Here is a 16,533-nt window from a genome sequence, read left to right as displayed (position 1 = left end):
CTATTTTTTACAGGTGGTATTGGACACCTTACACTATTTTTTACAGGTTATTATTAGGCTCTACAAATACTGATGTTATAAAAATAAAAATAATAACATTTTTTATATTGATTATCAGTAGATTAATCTATTTCAATGGTTTAATGTGTTATTTTTTTTAATAAAATTAGCATTTTAATAAAAAATATTATATACATTTATTCCCACAAAGAATAAAGATGCATCAATAATTTTTTGTGAGTGTAAAAAAATAAGTATTCATTTTTTAAATCTTAAAAAAATGAATTTAAACGAATTAAAATCAACAGGTGTAGAGATTCCAAGAGAAAATCTAAAATCATTTAAAGGTGGACACTCATGTCGTGGAGAAATAAACTTAGGTATCGTTAGTATTAGAATCGGTAAAAGAGGTTGTGCAAACGGAGATGCAGTTCATTGGTTCTGGGAAGACTAACTAAAAACAAAGGCTATCTTGAAAGATAGCCTTTATAATCTTTTTCTTTAGAAATGAAAAAATATGAATATTAAATATATTACCTTATTTATTTGTGCATTTATTTCTTCTTTTTCTTTTTCGCAGGTAGGAGAAAAGAAAATAGATGAAGTTAATATCATTAAGAAAAGGACTGCAAGAAATGTAATTGATTTAGTGCAAAAAAAGTTTGTAAATAATTATAAAAAGAAAGACACATTAACCTTTTATACAGAATTTTCCAATAAGGAGGAAAAGTTAGGAACAATCTATCAATTGGAAGGGAATTTGGATTTGTTTTTTGATAAGTATTTAGAGTATATTAATCATTATTATGACTCTTTTATTTATCAAGATACAAAAATTGTTAACAATGCTGATAAACTATTGGATAGTAAAAAAGAAAATTACCCAACATCTTTTAGTAGGTATATCTCTCCTGAAATCATTTATGAGATTATTAAAAGAAAAAAACAATATTCATTTTCATTTTTGGAGACTAATCATGAAGATGTTTATACGATTAAATTTTTCCCTACAAATTCTAAATCATTTATGTATGAGGGATATTTGAATGTAGATAAAAAAACTTTTGCAATTTTAAATTTTCAGACTACTCTTATAGAACATACTGGAAATTCATTTATATCTATGTTTGGAACCAAAAATGATTCTTACAGAATAGTGTCTCATCAACTACAATGTTCATTTAAAAAAAATGAGAAGAGTTTTTATCAATTAAATGAATGTAGCACAACTTCTGATGTTCACCAAAAAGATAATTATAATAGAAAATATTATATTAGAGGTAATATAAAGAATATAATAACCCCTGAAAAAGAAGAAAAAGTATTGTTTGGAATAGATGGATTAGATAAATATAATGATAAAGTAAATAGATAAAATTTTATAGTATAAACATGTCTACTTTTTTATTCTATGAATTAATCAGATTAAATAATTATCAAATAAAAAAAGAAGATTTTGATAATGAATTTATGTCTCACCCTGACTATCCAAGTTTATCTGCGGTAAAAGATACTTTGGATAAATTTGATATAGAAAATATCATTGCGGAATTTAATAATTCTCATTTCAATAAATTGCCCAATACTTTCATTTCTTCATTAAAAGAAAATTCAGAGTTAATATTAGTAAAGAAAAAAGAAAGTAGTGTATTGATTACTAATAATTTCCAACATAAAAAGGAAATAGATATAAGTATTTTTTTAGAGAATTGGTCTGGACTAGTAATTGCGGTTGAAAAACAAAAATCAACATCAAAAATTAATATAGATATTGACAATATTATTAAAAAATCATTTATCATTGTCATAACCCCCTGTGCTAATAAAACCTGTTCCACCTCCCACACTTTCTATTAAATCTCGTTTATCAAAACTCGTTTTTGAATAGGGCGTAGGAGAAAAATTATATGTCCCTCGTGAATGTTCGGCGAAAGAATTCGCAATCGTGCTATTCCCCTGTGCGTGGGAACTTGTCCCATCTGCAATCGTATTATATCCTTCCGAATGAGAAGCCCAGCCACTTGCAGTGGTTACTTGACCCTCTGCGTGAGAGGCAAAGTTAGTGGCTTTTGTTCCTATTCCTCCAGCATAAGAATATCCCCCTGTGGCAAATGCCCTTTCTCCGTGAGCAAAAGAATAACCGCCACTTGCTATGGTATGTGTTCCAATAGCAAATGAGGCTTTACCTGTTGCCCCGTATTGTTCTCCTGTTCTACTTGTTGGGACTTGTGATAGAGAAAAATCTACTGCATACTCTCCAATAGTATCATAATTATGAGGATTATTCAACCTATAAGGAAGTCCCCAGCCGTATCTGTTCGTATTGGTTTCAATACGCACAAGTTCTCCATCTTTACCTTTTAATGGTCTCCAAGTCGTTCCATTCCAATAGTAGTATCCTTGTGTTCTGATAAACTGATTTTGATGATTGTAAATTCCCTCAGAATTAGTTGCATCAGTAATGTAAATCAATGCTCCTGTCTGATGATGATTATAATTTGTTTTTGCTGTAATTTGAGTAAAGGTAATTTTAGGAGGAATAAAGCCATCTATGACTTCTGTATCGTTAGGGCTACCTTTAACTTCCAATGTCGCATTGGGAGTTTCTGTATTGATACCTACTCTTCCGCTATAATCTTGCGAAAAACCTAATGTCGTTCCTAATAATGCAAATAATGTTATTTTGTGTTTCATTAGAATATTTATTGGCAAAAATGTCTATTTCATCATATAATCACAAGGCTTTGTATCTTTGTTAGGCTATTTTATATTCTTTTAGACTATATTTTATACTATTGCTACAAAAGATAGATTATTCTTTTCTATTTTTTTGCAACTTTATAATAAAAAATGTGTGTATGGTTCAGAAGTAAAAAATGATGATTAAAAGTAAGATATTATACCAAATGAAAGTAGAGTAGATATATTGGCTGGTATGATTAGAAAATAAAAACAGGGACTTTGACATTATCAAAGTCCCTGTTTTAGTCCCTCACACCTATAACTTACTGATTTATAGATGAAATTGTAGACCCACAGGGATTCGAACCCCAACTAAATGAACCAAAATCACTTGTGCTACCGTTACACCATGAGTCTGTTTCGTTTTTCGTGGTGCAAATATAATAGCTTTTTCGGAATATACAAGCCCCGATGATGAAAAAAGTTATATTTTTACGCAAAATAAATCAGGGGTTATGCTTATAAATAGAGTCAGTAATCTAAAAATTAGTTTTTTAGGCGTTAGTAAAGAATTCGAAAAAAAACTCTTTTCTTTTATAGATGATTGGTTTTCTTTGCAGGATACGGTAAAGGTGCAGACTTCGGGGTCAACCGGGGTGCCTAAAATATTTGATGTAGAAAAGCAAAAAATGATCAATTCAGCGGTGATGACTACCGATTTCTTACGATTAAAAAAGAATGATACCGCACTCCTTTGCCTCCCGATTGAGTATATTTCTGGGAAGATGATGTTCGTCCGAGCTCTTATAAAAGAAATGAAACTAATGGCCACCGAACCCTCCACAAAACCCCTCGAAAGGCTTGAAGAAACCATCGATTTCTGCGCAATGACGCCCCTACAAGTAGAGCATTCACTCCACAAAATACACCTCATAAGAAACCTCATCATAGGCGGTGCAGCCGTCTCCGAAAGCCTTAAAAAGAGATTACGAGAGCAGCTATCCCTCACAAAAGCGGAGAGCAGAGTTTTCGAGACCTATGGAATGTCCGAAACCCTTTCACATATCGCTTTGAAGGAGATTTATCCCCAAGAAGAGGCGTATTTCTCTGTGCTCGGCTCCATCCAAATCTCCCAAGATACAAGGGGTTGCCTTAGGATTAATGCCCCTTTGCTCAATAGCGAAATCTTACAAACCAATGATTTAGTAGCGCTCAAAACCGATAAAAAATTCAGATTTCTCGGTCGCGCAGATCATATTATCAATTCGGGCGGAGCGAAAATATTCCCAGAAGAATTAGAGTGCCTCGTAAAGAAACAAATCGATAACGAAGCTGTTTTCTTAGGCCTGGAAGATGAAGTCTTGGGGCAGAAATTAGTTCTTATCATAGAGGGCGAGCGTAGCGAGCGCCTCATCAGCAGCCTCTCGAGGGTAGAATACACAAAATCTTTCCACAAACCAAAGGAAATACGCTTCGTACGAGCCATCCCACGCACACCCAATGGAAAAGTAGACCGGAACCAACTAAAAACCCTCCTTAGCACGGATATCCATACCTAAAACAAAAGCCATCGCAAGTTTAGAATGTTATTTCATCTAATAAATTGTTATTAATTCAATAAATAAAAATAGAGATTATTAATTATTCCTTAAAATTTTTTCGTGATTAATCGAGGTAGAGGAGGTATTTCTTTCGAATTTTTTGGAATTTTTGTAGGTCGGCAGCCCAAGACTGTCGGATTTCTTCCTCTGGAGTATCATTTTGTATTTGTTTTCGCAGCTCATCGCTCCCCGCGAGTTTGTCGAAAAAGAGATTGCTCAGGAAGAAGTCCGCTTTTTGTTTGTCATCAAAGTTTTTATAAGCACTGATGAGCCATTTGAGTTCTAACTGGGTAGGGTGGAGGGCTTCGTTTTGCAGATTTTCTCCGTAGCAGCGTTCGCCGTTTAGGAATGGGCTTTTAGCACCATAGGTAGGCTTTGGGGTGAAACTAAATGCGGTGGGTTTTAGGTGCGGACTGCCATAGATCTGAAAGGGCTGGGGTGTGCCTCTTCCTACGGAGATTGCCGTGCCTTCGAAGAAGCATAGCGATGGATAGAGGCTGATGGCGAGGGCATTCGGGAGGTTAGGAGAGGGTGGTTTTAGGAGGGAGTACCTCTGCTTTTTGTGGTAATTTTTTAGTTTTATGACGGTGTATTTTGCTTTCATTTTATTTTTGAGCCAGCCCTCGCCATTTACCATCAGTCCGTACTCACCTATGGTGAGCCCATAGACTACGGGTACGGGGTGCATCCCGACGAAGCTCGCCCACTGAGGTTTTAGTACCGGGCCGTCTATGTATCCGTCGTGCGGGTTTGGTCGGTCAAGGATAATGACCTCCTTTTGGTTCTCGGCAGCTGCTTCCATTACGAGTGCGAGGGTAGATATATAGGTGTAGAAGCGGATGCCCACATCTTGTATATCAAACAGGATAATATCGAGGTCTTTCAGCTGGTCGGCGCTCGGCTTTTTATTCTTCCCATAGAGGGAGATAATGGGCAGCTGCGTTTGTGTATCGATTCCGTTTCGGACGGATTCTCCTGCGTCTGCATCACCTCGGAAACCGTGTTCTGGGGCAAAGACTTTCTTTACATTAATTGCATTTTTCAGGAGAAAGTCCACGATGCTGAGGGAGTCTGTTCTCATCGCTAATCTGCAACCAAGCCCACCGGGAGCGGCATTGTATTTCGTTTTGACCAAGACGAGCCCCGTTTGGTTTGTAACAACCCCTACTGCTTTTCCTTTGAGGAGGGGGAGGTAGATTTCTGGCTGGTCGGCTCCGGTTTTAAATTCATTAGACTGAGCAAAAAGGCAGGTGGAGAAACAAAAAATTAGGCTCAAAGAGACTAAATTTTTAATTTTGGCAGCTAAATTCATAAGGTTTGAAATTTCCATTTTATTTTTCGAGAAAAATTGCGAATTCCAAAGATAATAAAAATAATCTCTCGCGAGTGATTATCTTCATCGGAAGGCTGTCGGTAGCGCTTGGGATTATCGTTTCGCTCATCACTATTTCTACAGGGCTCGGTTCTAAAAAAGCGATTAAGCAAAGCCTTGGAGACTTTGGGGGGGAGGTGAGCATTAAATCTACCCGATCTAATGCGTCGTATAACTCCTCAGTTCTCAGCCGTGAGGGATTAGATTTGGAGCGGATAAAAGCCCTGCCTTCCGTAGCCGATGTGCAGCAATTCGTAACCATAAATGGTATCCTGCGAACCGAAAACAGCTTTGCAGGAATCGTATTTAAAGGGGTAGGAGAAGATTTTAATGCAAAGCGATTCAGTAAATTTTTGGTGGAAGGCAGCATTCCTCATTATGATAATCATCAGCTGAGTATGGATGTCATTCTCTCGAAAGAGATAGCAGATGGCCTCAATAAAAAGCTAAACGACAGCATCGTGGCGGTGTTCTCTAAGGAAGACCAGAAACCGCTCTACCGCAAGTTTAGGATTGCAGGCATCTACAAAACTGATATTAAGATGCTGGATGAGCTCTACATCATCGGGAGTATAAGTAATGCGAGGAAGGTACAAGGCATCGGTAAAGACGAAATAGGAGGTTTGGAGGTGTTTCTACACGATTTTGATGCCGTAGATACTGCTACGAATGAGATTCAGAATTTTATTGGGTACAAGAATTTCCTCCTCCCCATCACCGAACAATTCCCCGTCATCGTAGATTGGATTAATATCTTTAACATCAATGTTGCGCTTATCATTAGTATAATGCTCATTGTTGTCATTATTAATATTATAATGGTTCTTCTCATTCTGATTATCGAGCGCACGAACTCAATCGGAATTCTAAAAACAATGGGTGCGAATAATGTACAGATTCGGATGATATTCATCAATTACACCCTTTATATTATGATTCCTGGCTTGCTTATCGGTAATCTTATTGGGCTTGGTCTTTTGCTGGTGCAGAAATTTACAGGCGTGATAGAACTTAACCCCGAGAACTACTATGTAAGCCAAGTACCTGTGGAGCTCAATCCGCTTTACATCTTTATGATTTCTTTCGGTATGCTGGCAATTTCGGCAGTGGTGCTCATCCTCCCAAGCTATCTGATTAGTAAAATCTCACCAATAAAAGCGATTAAATACCATTAGAGTGGTATATTTTTTCTTGGGAAATGATGAAAAAATGATGGTGTCAATAGGCTAAAAAGCGTAATTGATTAAATCAATAGTGATGCACAATCTCTTGGGCGCGCAAATCTTTATATTTGCACATATTTTATGGAAAATCAATTTTTAGAAGAGCTGTACTCAGGCTATTGCAATAGAACATACGACCTCGATAAAAAGAAAATAGAGGAGTTTATCGATAAATTCTTCCATTTTGTTTTCTTTTTGGAAAGCCAGAGATGTACTTCAAAATCTGAAATAAATAAACGACTGGAGGGGTTTAGAAAAGAATTTGCGAGCATTCTCTTTTCAGTGCTGGGAGATAAAATGCTCTGCCGAGAGAAAAGCGCCTACTTTTTTGAGCATTTTTCAAAGATTTATCACTTGCTTACAAAGGATTTGGAAGCGATTTATGCCAATGACCCTGCCGCAAAAAACAGAGAGGAAGTGAGCTATTCCTATCCTGGTTTCTATGCTATTGCGATTTATAGATTTGCGCACGAATTGTATAAGGAAAATGTTCCGCTTATCCCCCGAATCTGGACGGAGCTTGCCCACAGCAAAACGGGGATAGACATACACCCAGGAGCAGAGATCGGTGAGCATTTTTTTATAGACCACGGTACGGGAATCGTAATCGGTGAGACGGCTGTCATCGGTGATAATGTAAAGATTTATCAAGGCGTTACACTTGGAGCATTGTCCGTATCAAAAGAGATTGCCAATGTTAAAAGGCATCCAACCATAGAAAATGGAGTAGTGATTTATGCTAATGCTACTATCTTGGGTGGTGAAACGGTTATAGGTGAGGGGAGTATTATTGGAGGAAATGTGTGGATTACTCAATCCATCGCTCGCGATTCTATCGTCTTCCACAAAGGTCAGGTTACCATTAAAAATAAAAAATCAGGTGATGAACCGATTATTTTCGTGATTTAATCAAGAAAAAACGAAGCAGAAATAGTAAAGAAATTATTAAGTTAGAACAAAAAACAAAGGAATATTATGAGATTGAATAATGTATTAGAAGCTATTGGAAATACTCCAGTGGTGAAGATTAATAAAATCTTCGGTAGTGAGGCAGAGGTTTATATAAAACTTGAAAAACAAAACCCTGGCGGGAGCCTTAAAGACCGAATAGCACTTGCGATGATTGAAAGAGCAGAGAAAGAAGGAAAAATTAATAAAGATACTGTGATTTTTGAGCCTACATCGGGGAATACGGGTGTGGGCTTAGCGATGGTTTGTGCTGTTAAGGGGTATAGATTGGTTCTTGTACTTCCAGAGAGTATGAGTGTGGAGCGTAGGAAGCTGATGTCTGCATACGGAGCGGAATTTGTCCTCACACCAAGAGAATTAGGGACTTCTGGAGCGGTGAAGAAAGCATTGGAGCTCGCAGAAAAAACACCAAACTCGTGGGTAGCTCACCAGTTTGATAACGAAGCAAACCCAGAGATACACAGGCTTACGACTGCACAGGAAATTCTCTCTGATTTCCCAGAGGGTTTGGATTATCTGATTACAGGCGTAGGCACTGGTGGGCATATTACTGCCGTTACAGAAGTTCTAAAACAGTCTTTCCCTCATTTGAAATCGTATGCAGTAGAGCCAGTGGAGTCGCAAGTTATTGCAGGAAATCCGCCAGGACCACATCCTTTGCAAGGGATAGGAGCGGGCTTTGTTCCGAATGTGCTGAATACTTCCATTCTTGATGGGACGATTGCGGTAACTAAGGAGCAAGCATTTGAATATGCAAGACGATTAGCAAGAGAAGAGGGGATACTCGCAGGCATCTCCACTGGTGCTTCTTTGGCAGCAATTGCTCAGAAATTAGAAGAGCTACCCAAAGGAGCAAGGATATTGACCTTTAATTATGATACTGGGGAGAGGTACTGGTCGGTTTCAGACTTATATCAAGAAAATCCTTCATCATTAGAATAGAAGTGATTTGCCAGATATGAAAAATAGGCGTACATTTGCCGCCGTTACATAAAAATCATTTAAAAAATATTCGAATGTACTTAACATCAGAGAAAAAAGCAGAAATTTTCGCAGAATACGGGAAATCTGCACAGGACACAGGAAGTGCTGAAGGACAAATCGCACTGTTTACTTACAGAATTAACCACCTTTCAGGGCACTTGAAAAACAATCACAAAGATTTCAATACTGAAAGATCTTTGGTGAAGTTAGTAGGTAAGAGAAAAAGATTATTAGATTATCTTAAAAATAAAGATATCGAAAGATACAGAGCAATTATTGCTAAATTAGGATTAAGAAAATAATCTCCTAAACAGAATAAAGCCTCCGATTCTAAAACAGGATTGGAGGTTTTTATTTGCCCTTTCTTTTTCATACTAAATGCTGATAAAATATTTTAACTCCATATAAAAGATGGAGGATTTACTTTTATAGCGTATTAAATTAGTATAATTGATAAATTTTGTTATTTTTGCACACCTAAAATTTCGATTAATGAACGTTACAGCTCAAAACCACGACGAAGTAAGTGCATTACTTACAGTAACACTAAACAAGTCTGACTATAAAGACAAAGTAGAAAAACAACTTCACAACTATGCAAAGACGGCACAAGTACCAGGCTTTAGAAAAGGAAAAGTTCCTTTGAGTATGGTGAGAAGGCAGTATGAAGCGCCTGTTGCTTTTGAAGAAATTAACAAACTTGTATCAGAGGCTTTGAATAATTATGTAAACGAAAATAAACTGCGATTAGTAGGGCAGCCCGTACCACAGCCAGTAGATAATTTTGACCATAATGCAGAGCAAATCACCGTAGCTTTTGAAGTGGGTTATGAGCCTGCCTTTACCGTAGATCTTTCTAAATACGAAGCTCCTCTCTATAAAGTAGAAGCATCTGAAAAAGAAATCGGTCAAAGCATAGAAAATATGCAAAAGAGATTCTCCACAAGAGAAGAACAGGATAAGTTAGGAAAAGATACTTTTGCTAGTTTATCCATTACTCAAATCGTAGAAGAAGATGCAGAAGGAGAGCACCATCATCATCCGAAATTTGCTACAGTATCCAAAGACCAGAAAGCAGCTTATGACTTAGTGAAAAAATTAAAGAAAGATGAAAGCCTAAAAATTACTAAAGAGCAGTTAGTAGAAAATGAAGAGCTTGCAAAACAGCTCGGTTTCTCAAAAGAAGAGGTAGAGCATCTTCATCATAATGAGCTTGAAGTAAAAGTAACGGATATTTACAAACTCAATCTTCACGAGCTTAATCAAGAATTGTTTGACAAGGTTTATGGAGAAGGGAAAATTAAATCAGAAGAAGAACTTAAAGAAAAAGTAAAATCTGAATTAGACGAATACTTCCAACAAAATGCTGATGTATACTTCGTAAATAAAGTATTAGAGCAGATTAATAAGAAAGAAGAAGTGCAGCTTCCAGAAACTTTCTTAGTGAAGTGGTTGGTATTCTCTAATCAAAATATCACCTCCGAAGAGCAGGCAAAAGAAATCTTAGAAGCAGAGAAAAAGCAGATAAAATATCAAATCATCGAAGGTAAATTGATGAGCGATAATGATATTAAGATTGATTATGCAGAGGTATTGGCTCAAGCAGAGCAGTTGGTAAGAAATCAGCTTGCGATTTATGGCATACACCACCTTTCCGATGAAGAAATTCAGAAGTATGCTGTAGAAATGCTAAAAGATCAAGAGCAAGTAAGACAGGTTTCTTCCGAAGTGGCGATGACTAAACTTAAAGACATCATCTTAGAAAAAGCTACTAAAAAGGAAACTAAGATTTCTCACGACGAGTTCTTAGAAGTCATTAAAAAGTAATAAATAACAAGCAATACTTAAAAATCTCCTGCAATGTGTAGGAGATTTTTTATATCTAAATTTGGAGGGAATAAATTCTCAATTGTCTTTACCAGTAAAGTAATTATAGTCTTGAAGTACTTTTCTGATGAACTGCTGCTCGGTGTATTCCTGTGTATTTCGCTTGATGGAGGTTACGCTTTCAATCTTTTCGGAGAGTTTGCGGATAACGGCAGGGTCGTAAACCTTGATTGCTTTCTGGAAGTTCTCTTTGATGATGCGAATATCATTATCCGAGAGTGCAATAACCTGTGGAAAGGCTGGAGTATAGTCTGTGCTGATGTTTTGAAAGATTGTATGAGAGATATTGATATTATTTTTTGTGGAGATAACCGCCGTACCGCTGATCATCCCTCCCAATCGCTGATTATTTTTAGAAATGATGATGGATAAGACGCCCACAATCCCGCCATTAGTATAAATATCAATGATACAGAATATCCACCGCGTGAGATAGTCTCCGAAACTCGCCTGATAGCCATCTATCTTCACAACTTTTAATCCGAGCAGCATCTTCCCGAATGTACGCCCCTCAAACATCATTTCGCAAATGAGAGAGTAGAACCAAATGGGGCTAAACAGAAGCAAAATAACTGTGATATAGACCCATTCTTCTACGATTCTTGAAAACTCATATATCATTTCGCCAAAGAAATAGAAGAATACGGTGGCATAGAGCCCTTTAATCAGTATATCTATGATGAAAGCGAGTATCCGCTCACCGATGCTTGCTGTCTTAAACTTAATATTAACATTCTGTGAGGTATTTATTTCTATCTCATTCATAGAATACTCAATTATCTGCTTATAATAGAGCACAAATATAATGCATTAAAGTATTTGTTTGATGAAATATTAAAAAAAATAGATGAAATAAAGAATATTTCCGAAAAAGCATTAATTTAGCGGGCAAGAATAAGCCAATGAGAGAGGTAGCCTTTATAAAACAAAATCTTGAGAAATGGAAAGAGGTAGAAAATCTAGTCTATAAACGAGTGAAGAAAAACCCAGATGACTTGTCCTCTATCTACATCAATCTAATCAATGATTTATCCTTCTCCCAGACTTATTACCCAAAGAGCAAAACTACGGCTTACCTTAATTTCTTAGCATCGGAAGTCTTCCAGATGATTTATAAGACGCGAAGGACGGAAAAAAGCAGAATCATCTCTTTCTTTAAGACTGAAACCCCTTTGCTGATGTACCGATACAGAAACTATCTCGTGTATTCTTTTTCTCTCTTCCTTTTATTTACGATTATCGGTGCTTTTTCAGCTCATTATGACGAAGAATTTACCAATCTTATCCTCGGTGATGAATATGTGTATATGACGATTGAGAATATAAAAAAGGGAAATGAAGTCGGCGTTTATCAAGATGAAAATGCACTCATAATGACTTTTATGATTATCATAAACAATTTAAAAGTGGGTGCTTATCACTTTGTATCAGGAGTATTTATCGGCTTGGGAACGGCTGTAGTTCTAATGCATAATGCGATAATGCTCGGTGCATTTCAGTATTTGTTCTTCCAGTATGGTGATCTAAGTACTTTGGCGAATAGTGCAAAAGGAATTTGGATACACGGCGTCTTTGAAATCTTTGCAATGATTATAGAAGCTGCAGCAGGGCTTATCCTCGGGGCTTCGGTGCTCTTCCCAAAGACTTATTCTCGTTTTAATGCCTTTAAACTTGGAGCTAAAGATGCTATAAAAATCTTTCTGAGTACTGTGCCATTCACTATTGTAGCAGGAATCTTTGAGAGCTTCGTTACAAGACACGCTCTCGTAATGCCATTATGGTTGGATATGCTGATTATATTCGGCTCTTTGGCTATTGTGATTTTTTATTATTGCATATACCCACATTTTGTCTATAAAACACTAAAAAAAGATGATACAATTCTATAAGAAAAGGACATTGGGAGAGATTGTCTCCGATACCTTCAACTTCCTGAAAATCTATGGCAAGAATTTCTTTAAAAACTATTTAGTCATTAACGGATTACTCCTTATTCTGATGATGGTTCTCTTCGTTGTAGGTTTAAGGGATATTATCGGAAGTTTTATGTTTGGAGAAGGGCCAGAAGGAAATTATATTGAGGAGTATATCACACAAAATCCAGAGCTTATAGTAGCCGTCGTAGTACTTATGTTTCTCATTTTTATGGTAGCGATGGTTATTAATTACTCTTATCCCGTGCTCTATATCAAGAGGCTTTCTGAAACAGGAGGACCGGTACAGCTTCAGGATATTTTATCGGATATTAAGAAGAATACGGGGCGTATTTTTATCTACTTTTTAGGTATCACCTTTATTGTCTTGCCCTTTGCGTTTCTTGTAATGGCAATTAGTTATATACTGATACTTATTCTGATAGGGCTATTTCTTATGATGATTGTAATGCCGTTTATTATGAATGTTATCAACCTTACGCTCTTTGATTATCTCAATACCCAAAAGGGCTTTTTCAGTAGTTTGAGCTATGGCTTGCGTTCTCAGTTCTCGTACCAGCATCATCGTGATGGCTCTCCTTTCTGGAAGTATATCGGTTCTACTTTGGTTATCTATATAATAGTGCAGATTGTTGCCTCAATATTCACTACTATTCCTATGATATTTATTTTTGGATATAAAATCATTTTTCCTACTTATGATTCCATAGAAGGTGAAGAATCAATGTTTGGATTAATGGTGTTAATCTTATATTCAATTGCTTTAATCATATCTTTTATCATTAATAATATTATATATATCGCCACAGGTTTTATTTATTACGATAGCAGGACGGATCTGCACAAGAAAATAGACCTTTCCGAAATAGAAAGCATAGGAAAAAATGAAGATTAACCTCCTTATATTCTTTTTGATACTTCTCTCCTCTCCCGTATTTGCACAGCAGGAGGAGGAAGATAATGAAATCCCTTTTGATGGCTATACAGAAGTTCTTCCAAAAAATGATTCTATTGGCGGAGTGCCTGTTTATTCTGCGGATTCTCTCCTTCAAAAGGGAATAATAACAGATACCCCTCTTAAAGAAAGAAATCTCTCCACCGATATAAAAGATAAATATAAAAGTGAAGATTTTGATTACTCTGCCAATAAACCCAAAACCTCTTTCTTAGAAAAATTAAAGAAGAAATTAAGGCGTTTATTAGATCGTCTTTTTAGTGATACCGACTTTAATAAAATCTCCAAATACGAGCATAATATTATTCGCCTTGTAGGGATTATCGTCTTGGGGATTCTGCTCTATTTCGTTATTAAATATCTGATGAGGAAAGACGGCAACTGGTTCTTCGGAAAGAAAAATCAAAAGATTAATATCCCAAGTAATGATATCGTAGAGAATATTCACGAAATCAACTTCCGAGAGATGATTTCCAAAGCCGAGAATCAGCAGGATTATCGCTTGGCAATTCGCTATCATTTCTTACGGATGCTAAAAACCCTTACAGATAAAAATCTCATAGACTGGAATCCTGAGAAAACCAACCGAGATTATATCTCCGAGATAAGTGCTTCCGAGCTCAAAGAGCAGTTCAAAGATGCCTCCCGAATATTTGATTATGTTTGGTACGGAGAGTTTAGCATAAACGAAACCGAGTATAAAACTTATAAGGATAAATTTAATTAATCGTATGAATAAGACATTTAAGATATATGGAATTATCCTTGCCGTTGTTTTAGTACTCCTTGCGCTATTAGAAGTGAATAAAACAGAGGTCGTAAGCTGGAAAAAAACTTATGGAATAAGCGATAAAAACCCTTTCGGACTTTATATTTTCTCTCAGGAGATAGACGCTCTCTTTGGCAGCAGTTTAGAAAAGGAAAGTACCGCTCCTTATATCTATTATAATAAAGAAAAAGAGCCTCATAATATTATCCTCATCCAGCAGAAACTGGATAAGGAATCTTGTAAAAAAATCCTGAAACAGGTAGAAAAAGGTTCAGATGCCCTTATCTTTTCAGATGAGGTGGATTACTTTTTAGCAGATACCCTCCATATCGGTACTTCGTGGTATGACTTTGATGGCGCTTCTTTGCACTTTACCGATAAGAAATTAAAAGATAAAGCCATCATAGACAAGCTCCCTTCAAGAGAGAGAATTAATTACATCACAAAGGAGCAGCAGATTTTAGGCTATGCTACATTTGAAGGCAAAGAAACGGGCGTCAATTTCATTAAAGTTCCTTTTGGCAAGGGGAATATCTACCTCCATACCGAGCCGCTCGTTCTTACCAATTATTCCCTCTTAAAAGGAGAGGCAAACAGACAATATGTAGAGAAAGTCTTCTCCTACCTCCCAGAGAGGAAAACCGTTTGGTTTATGGAGAGAAAGCTCTTTAATGAATCCTCTTCTCCTCTTCGTTTCATCCTTGCCAATCCGCCGCTCAGGTATGCTTGGTGGCTATTTCTCGGTGGGGTATTTCTCTTCCTTTTCTTTAATGCCAAGCGGAAGCAAAGAATTATCCCTATTATAGAACCGAAAAAGAATAAATCGGTAGAGTTTGTAAAAAGCATTGGCAATTTATACTTAAACGAAGGCGATTTTCAGGATATGATGAGCAAAAAGGCACAGTACTTCCTTAATAGAGTTCGTACCGAATTGCTAATAGACACCCATCATTTAGATGAGCATTTTGCGAAGAGGCTGCATCTGAAAACAGGAAAACCCCTACAAAAAATTACGGAGGCAATAGCCCTTATAAAGAAAGCGCAGGACGAATATGCCTATCTAACCAAAGAAGATTTAGTAAAAATGAATGAAATCTTAGACGAAATCCTAAGATAATTAATCATAAAATACAAGTATAAAATTTGAATATAATGGAACATACAGAAAACACAAATCCCGTTTCCTCTTTCCAGTCGAGGATTGATATGACCGAGCTGAGAGACGCCTTGGACAGAATAAAATCCGAAATCTCCAAAGTCATCGTAGGGCAGGAGTCTATGGTAGAGCATCTCCTCGCGGCACTCCTCTCCAATGGTCATATCATTATAGAGGGCGTACCAGGCGTAGCGAAGACCATTACCGCAAAACTCCTCGCAAAGACCATTGATGTCGGTTTTAGCAGGATACAATTCACTCCCGATCTGATGCCCTCCGATATACTCGGCACATCGGTCTTTAATATCAAAACCTCCGAGTTTGAGTTTAAAAAAGGGCCAATATTCTCCAATTTTATTCTGATAGATGAAATCAACCGCTCGCCAGCTAAAACCCAGGCAGCACTCTTCGAGGTAATGGAGGAGCGGCAGGTTACGATGGACGGCACTCGCTACGAGATGTCTTCGCCTTTCCTCGTTGTTGCTACTCAGAACCCTATCGAGCAGGAGGGTACTTACAGATTGCCAGAGGCACAGCTCGACAGGTTCCTCTTTAAGATAGAAGTGAAGTATCCGAACCTACAGCAGGAGATAGAAATCATCAGAAAACAGCACGAAAGCAAATCCGAAAATAAAACCGAGAGCATCCGTACAGTGATTACGGGCGAGCAGCTCGTCAGGTTCCAGACCCTTGTAAAAGAGGTGCTCGTAGAGCCTCATTTAATAGAGTATATCGCGAAAGTCATCATCGCCACTCGCGAAAATCAGTTCCTCTATCTGGGCGCATCGCCGAGGGCAAGTTTGGCACTCCTCAGCGCTTCCAAGTCTTTTGCAGCGCTTCGGGGCAGAGATTTCGTAACGCCAGAAGACATCAAAGAAGCCAGTTTTGCAGTCCTCAGACACAGGGTAGTTGTTTCCCCCGAGCGCGAAATGGAAGGGCTTACAGCAGATGAAATCATCCAACAGATTTTAGAGGGAATAGAGATTCCAAGGTAGTTTTAA

The 16,533-nt window shown here is 37.2% G+C and carries 17 protein-coding genes and 1 tRNA gene; 14 read left to right on the top strand and 4 right to left on the bottom strand.

Features of this window, described 5'->3' with window-relative positions:
* Positions 1-280: 280 nt before the first annotated feature.
* From D8991_RS08935 to D8991_RS07630, 3 genes are all read left to right on the top strand, one after another.
* The gene (locus D8991_RS08935; protein WP_160223740.1) at positions 281-454 is read left to right on the top strand and encodes a hypothetical protein; all 174 of its coding nucleotides are present in this window, start codon (positions 281-283) and stop codon (positions 452-454) included.
* Between the two features lie 63 nt (positions 455-517).
* Positions 518-1,375, top strand: a complete 858-nt coding sequence (locus D8991_RS07635) for a hypothetical protein (protein WP_120489536.1) — start codon at positions 518-520, stop codon at positions 1,373-1,375.
* 17 nt (positions 1,376-1,392) lie between these two features.
* Positions 1,393-1,857: a cysteine peptidase family C39 domain-containing protein gene (locus tag D8991_RS07630; RefSeq protein WP_120489535.1), complete on the top strand. Its 465-nt coding sequence runs from the start codon at positions 1,393-1,395 to the stop codon at positions 1,855-1,857.
* Here D8991_RS07630 and D8991_RS07625 read toward each other — a convergent pair.
* On the bottom strand, positions 1,792-2,694 hold the full coding sequence (locus D8991_RS07625) for a hypothetical protein (protein WP_120489534.1): 903 nt from the start codon (positions 2,692-2,694) through the stop codon (positions 1,792-1,794). The genes D8991_RS07630 and D8991_RS07625 overlap by 66 nt on opposite strands.
* A 334-nt stretch (positions 2,695-3,028) precedes the next feature.
* Positions 3,029-3,099: transfer RNA gene (locus D8991_RS07620), tRNA-Gln, on the bottom strand.
* A 98-nt stretch (positions 3,100-3,197) separates the two neighbouring features.
* Between D8991_RS07620 and D8991_RS07615 the strand changes: the two genes are divergently transcribed.
* On the top strand, positions 3,198-4,241 hold the full coding sequence (locus D8991_RS07615; RefSeq protein WP_120489533.1) for an AMP-binding protein: 1,044 nt from the start codon (positions 3,198-3,200) through the stop codon (positions 4,239-4,241).
* 106 nt (positions 4,242-4,347) lie between these two features.
* Here the strand turns inward: D8991_RS07615 and D8991_RS07610 are convergent, their stop codons facing one another.
* Positions 4,348-5,595 carry an exo-beta-N-acetylmuramidase NamZ family protein gene (locus tag D8991_RS07610; RefSeq protein ID WP_185123863.1) on the bottom strand — a complete coding sequence of 416 codons (1,248 nt, stop codon included), beginning with the start codon at positions 5,593-5,595 and terminating at the stop codon, positions 4,348-4,350.
* A gap of 5 nt (positions 5,596-5,600) precedes the next feature.
* Here D8991_RS07610 and D8991_RS07605 point away from each other — a divergent pair, with 5 nt between their 5' ends.
* The 5 genes from D8991_RS07605 to D8991_RS07585 all read left to right on the top strand — a co-directional run bounded on the left by D8991_RS07605 (position 5,601) and on the right by D8991_RS07585 (position 10,658).
* Positions 5,601-6,830 carry an ABC transporter permease gene (locus tag D8991_RS07605; protein WP_120489741.1) on the top strand — a complete coding sequence of 410 codons (1,230 nt, stop codon included), beginning with the start codon at positions 5,601-5,603 and terminating at the stop codon, positions 6,828-6,830.
* A gap of 129 nt (positions 6,831-6,959) precedes the next feature.
* Complete coding sequence (gene epsC / locus D8991_RS07600) at positions 6,960-7,787, top strand: serine O-acetyltransferase EpsC (protein WP_120489531.1); 828 nt, start codon at positions 6,960-6,962, stop codon at positions 7,785-7,787.
* Positions 7,788-7,853: 66 nt separating this feature from the next.
* Positions 7,854-8,789, top strand: coding sequence for a cysteine synthase A (gene cysK, locus D8991_RS07595; protein ID WP_120489530.1), 936 nt, complete (start codon positions 7,854-7,856; stop codon positions 8,787-8,789).
* Between the two features lie 74 nt (positions 8,790-8,863).
* On the top strand, positions 8,864-9,133 hold the full coding sequence (rpsO, locus tag D8991_RS07590) for a 30S ribosomal protein S15 (protein ID WP_120489529.1): 270 nt from the start codon (positions 8,864-8,866) through the stop codon (positions 9,131-9,133).
* Positions 9,134-9,323: 190 nt separating this feature from the next.
* On the top strand, positions 9,324-10,658 hold the full coding sequence (locus tag D8991_RS07585) for a trigger factor (protein ID WP_120489528.1): 1,335 nt from the start codon (positions 9,324-9,326) through the stop codon (positions 10,656-10,658).
* 78 nt (positions 10,659-10,736) lie between these two features.
* Here the strand turns inward: D8991_RS07585 and D8991_RS07580 are convergent, their stop codons facing one another.
* The gene (locus D8991_RS07580) at positions 10,737-11,483 is read right to left on the bottom strand and encodes an RDD family protein (protein WP_120489527.1); all 747 of its coding nucleotides are present in this window, start codon (positions 11,481-11,483) and stop codon (positions 10,737-10,739) included.
* Positions 11,484-11,620: 137 nt separating this feature from the next.
* Between D8991_RS07580 and D8991_RS07575 the strand changes: the two genes are divergently transcribed.
* Genes D8991_RS07575 through D8991_RS07555 form a run of 5 tightly spaced genes read left to right on the top strand, consistent with a single transcriptional unit; the run spans position 11,621 to position 16,527 of the window.
* Positions 11,621-12,607, top strand: a complete 987-nt coding sequence (locus tag D8991_RS07575) for a stage II sporulation protein M (RefSeq protein ID WP_120489526.1) — start codon at positions 11,621-11,623, stop codon at positions 12,605-12,607.
* Positions 12,591-13,547 (top strand): DUF4013 domain-containing protein, encoded by a 957-nt coding sequence (locus D8991_RS07570; RefSeq protein ID WP_120489525.1) that lies wholly within the window; start codon positions 12,591-12,593, stop codon positions 13,545-13,547. The genes D8991_RS07575 and D8991_RS07570 overlap by 17 nt, the downstream gene beginning before the upstream one ends.
* Positions 13,537-14,334: a DUF4129 domain-containing protein gene (locus D8991_RS07565; protein ID WP_120489524.1), complete on the top strand. Its 798-nt coding sequence runs from the start codon at positions 13,537-13,539 to the stop codon at positions 14,332-14,334. Before D8991_RS07570 ends, D8991_RS07565 begins: the two co-directional genes overlap by 11 nt.
* Before the next feature lie 4 nt (positions 14,335-14,338).
* The gene (locus tag D8991_RS07560) at positions 14,339-15,493 is read left to right on the top strand and encodes a hypothetical protein (protein WP_120489523.1); all 1,155 of its coding nucleotides are present in this window, start codon (positions 14,339-14,341) and stop codon (positions 15,491-15,493) included.
* Positions 15,494-15,528: 35 nt separating this feature from the next.
* Entirely contained in the window at positions 15,529-16,527 is a 999-nt protein-coding gene (locus D8991_RS07555) for an AAA family ATPase (protein WP_120489522.1), read from the top strand.
* The last annotated feature ends 6 nt before the right edge of the window (positions 16,528-16,533 follow it).

The organism is Bergeyella cardium, from assembly GCF_003614945.1.
GTDB lineage: Bacteria > Bacteroidota > Bacteroidia > Flavobacteriales > Weeksellaceae > Bergeyella_A > Bergeyella_A cardium.
Note: the sequence above shows the minus strand (reverse complement) of the source record. Positions and strands in the feature narration are given on the sequence as shown.

Excerpts from the sequence above, each read along its gene's own strand:
- D8991_RS08935 (WP_160223740.1), top strand. The coding sequence starts at position 281 with ATGAATTTAAACGAATTAAAATCAACAGGTGTAGAGATTCCAAGAGAA.
- D8991_RS07635 (WP_120489536.1), top strand. The coding sequence starts at position 518 with ATGAATATTAAATATATTACCTTATTTATTTGTGCATTTATTTCTTCT.
- D8991_RS07630 (WP_120489535.1), top strand. The coding sequence starts at position 1,393 with ATGTCTACTTTTTTATTCTATGAATTAATCAGATTAAATAATTATCAA.
- D8991_RS07625 (WP_120489534.1), bottom strand. The coding sequence starts at position 2,694 with ATGAAACACAAAATAACATTATTTGCATTATTAGGAACGACATTAGGT.
- D8991_RS07615 (WP_120489533.1), top strand. The coding sequence starts at position 3,198 with ATGCTTATAAATAGAGTCAGTAATCTAAAAATTAGTTTTTTAGGCGTT.
- D8991_RS07610 (WP_185123863.1), bottom strand. The coding sequence starts at position 5,595 with ATGAATTTAGCTGCCAAAATTAAAAATTTAGTCTCTTTGAGCCTAATT.
- epsC (WP_120489531.1), top strand. The coding sequence starts at position 6,960 with ATGGAAAATCAATTTTTAGAAGAGCTGTACTCAGGCTATTGCAATAGA.
- cysK (WP_120489530.1), top strand. The coding sequence starts at position 7,854 with ATGAGATTGAATAATGTATTAGAAGCTATTGGAAATACTCCAGTGGTG.
- rpsO (WP_120489529.1), top strand. The coding sequence starts at position 8,864 with ATGTACTTAACATCAGAGAAAAAAGCAGAAATTTTCGCAGAATACGGG.
- D8991_RS07585 (WP_120489528.1), top strand. The coding sequence starts at position 9,324 with ATGAACGTTACAGCTCAAAACCACGACGAAGTAAGTGCATTACTTACA.
- D8991_RS07580 (WP_120489527.1), bottom strand. The coding sequence starts at position 11,483 with ATGAATGAGATAGAAATAAATACCTCACAGAATGTTAATATTAAGTTT.
- D8991_RS07575 (WP_120489526.1), top strand. The coding sequence starts at position 11,621 with ATGAGAGAGGTAGCCTTTATAAAACAAAATCTTGAGAAATGGAAAGAG.
- D8991_RS07570 (WP_120489525.1), top strand. The coding sequence starts at position 12,591 with ATGATACAATTCTATAAGAAAAGGACATTGGGAGAGATTGTCTCCGAT.
- D8991_RS07565 (WP_120489524.1), top strand. The coding sequence starts at position 13,537 with ATGAAGATTAACCTCCTTATATTCTTTTTGATACTTCTCTCCTCTCCC.
- D8991_RS07560 (WP_120489523.1), top strand. The coding sequence starts at position 14,339 with ATGAATAAGACATTTAAGATATATGGAATTATCCTTGCCGTTGTTTTA.
- D8991_RS07555 (WP_120489522.1), top strand. The coding sequence starts at position 15,529 with ATGGAACATACAGAAAACACAAATCCCGTTTCCTCTTTCCAGTCGAGG.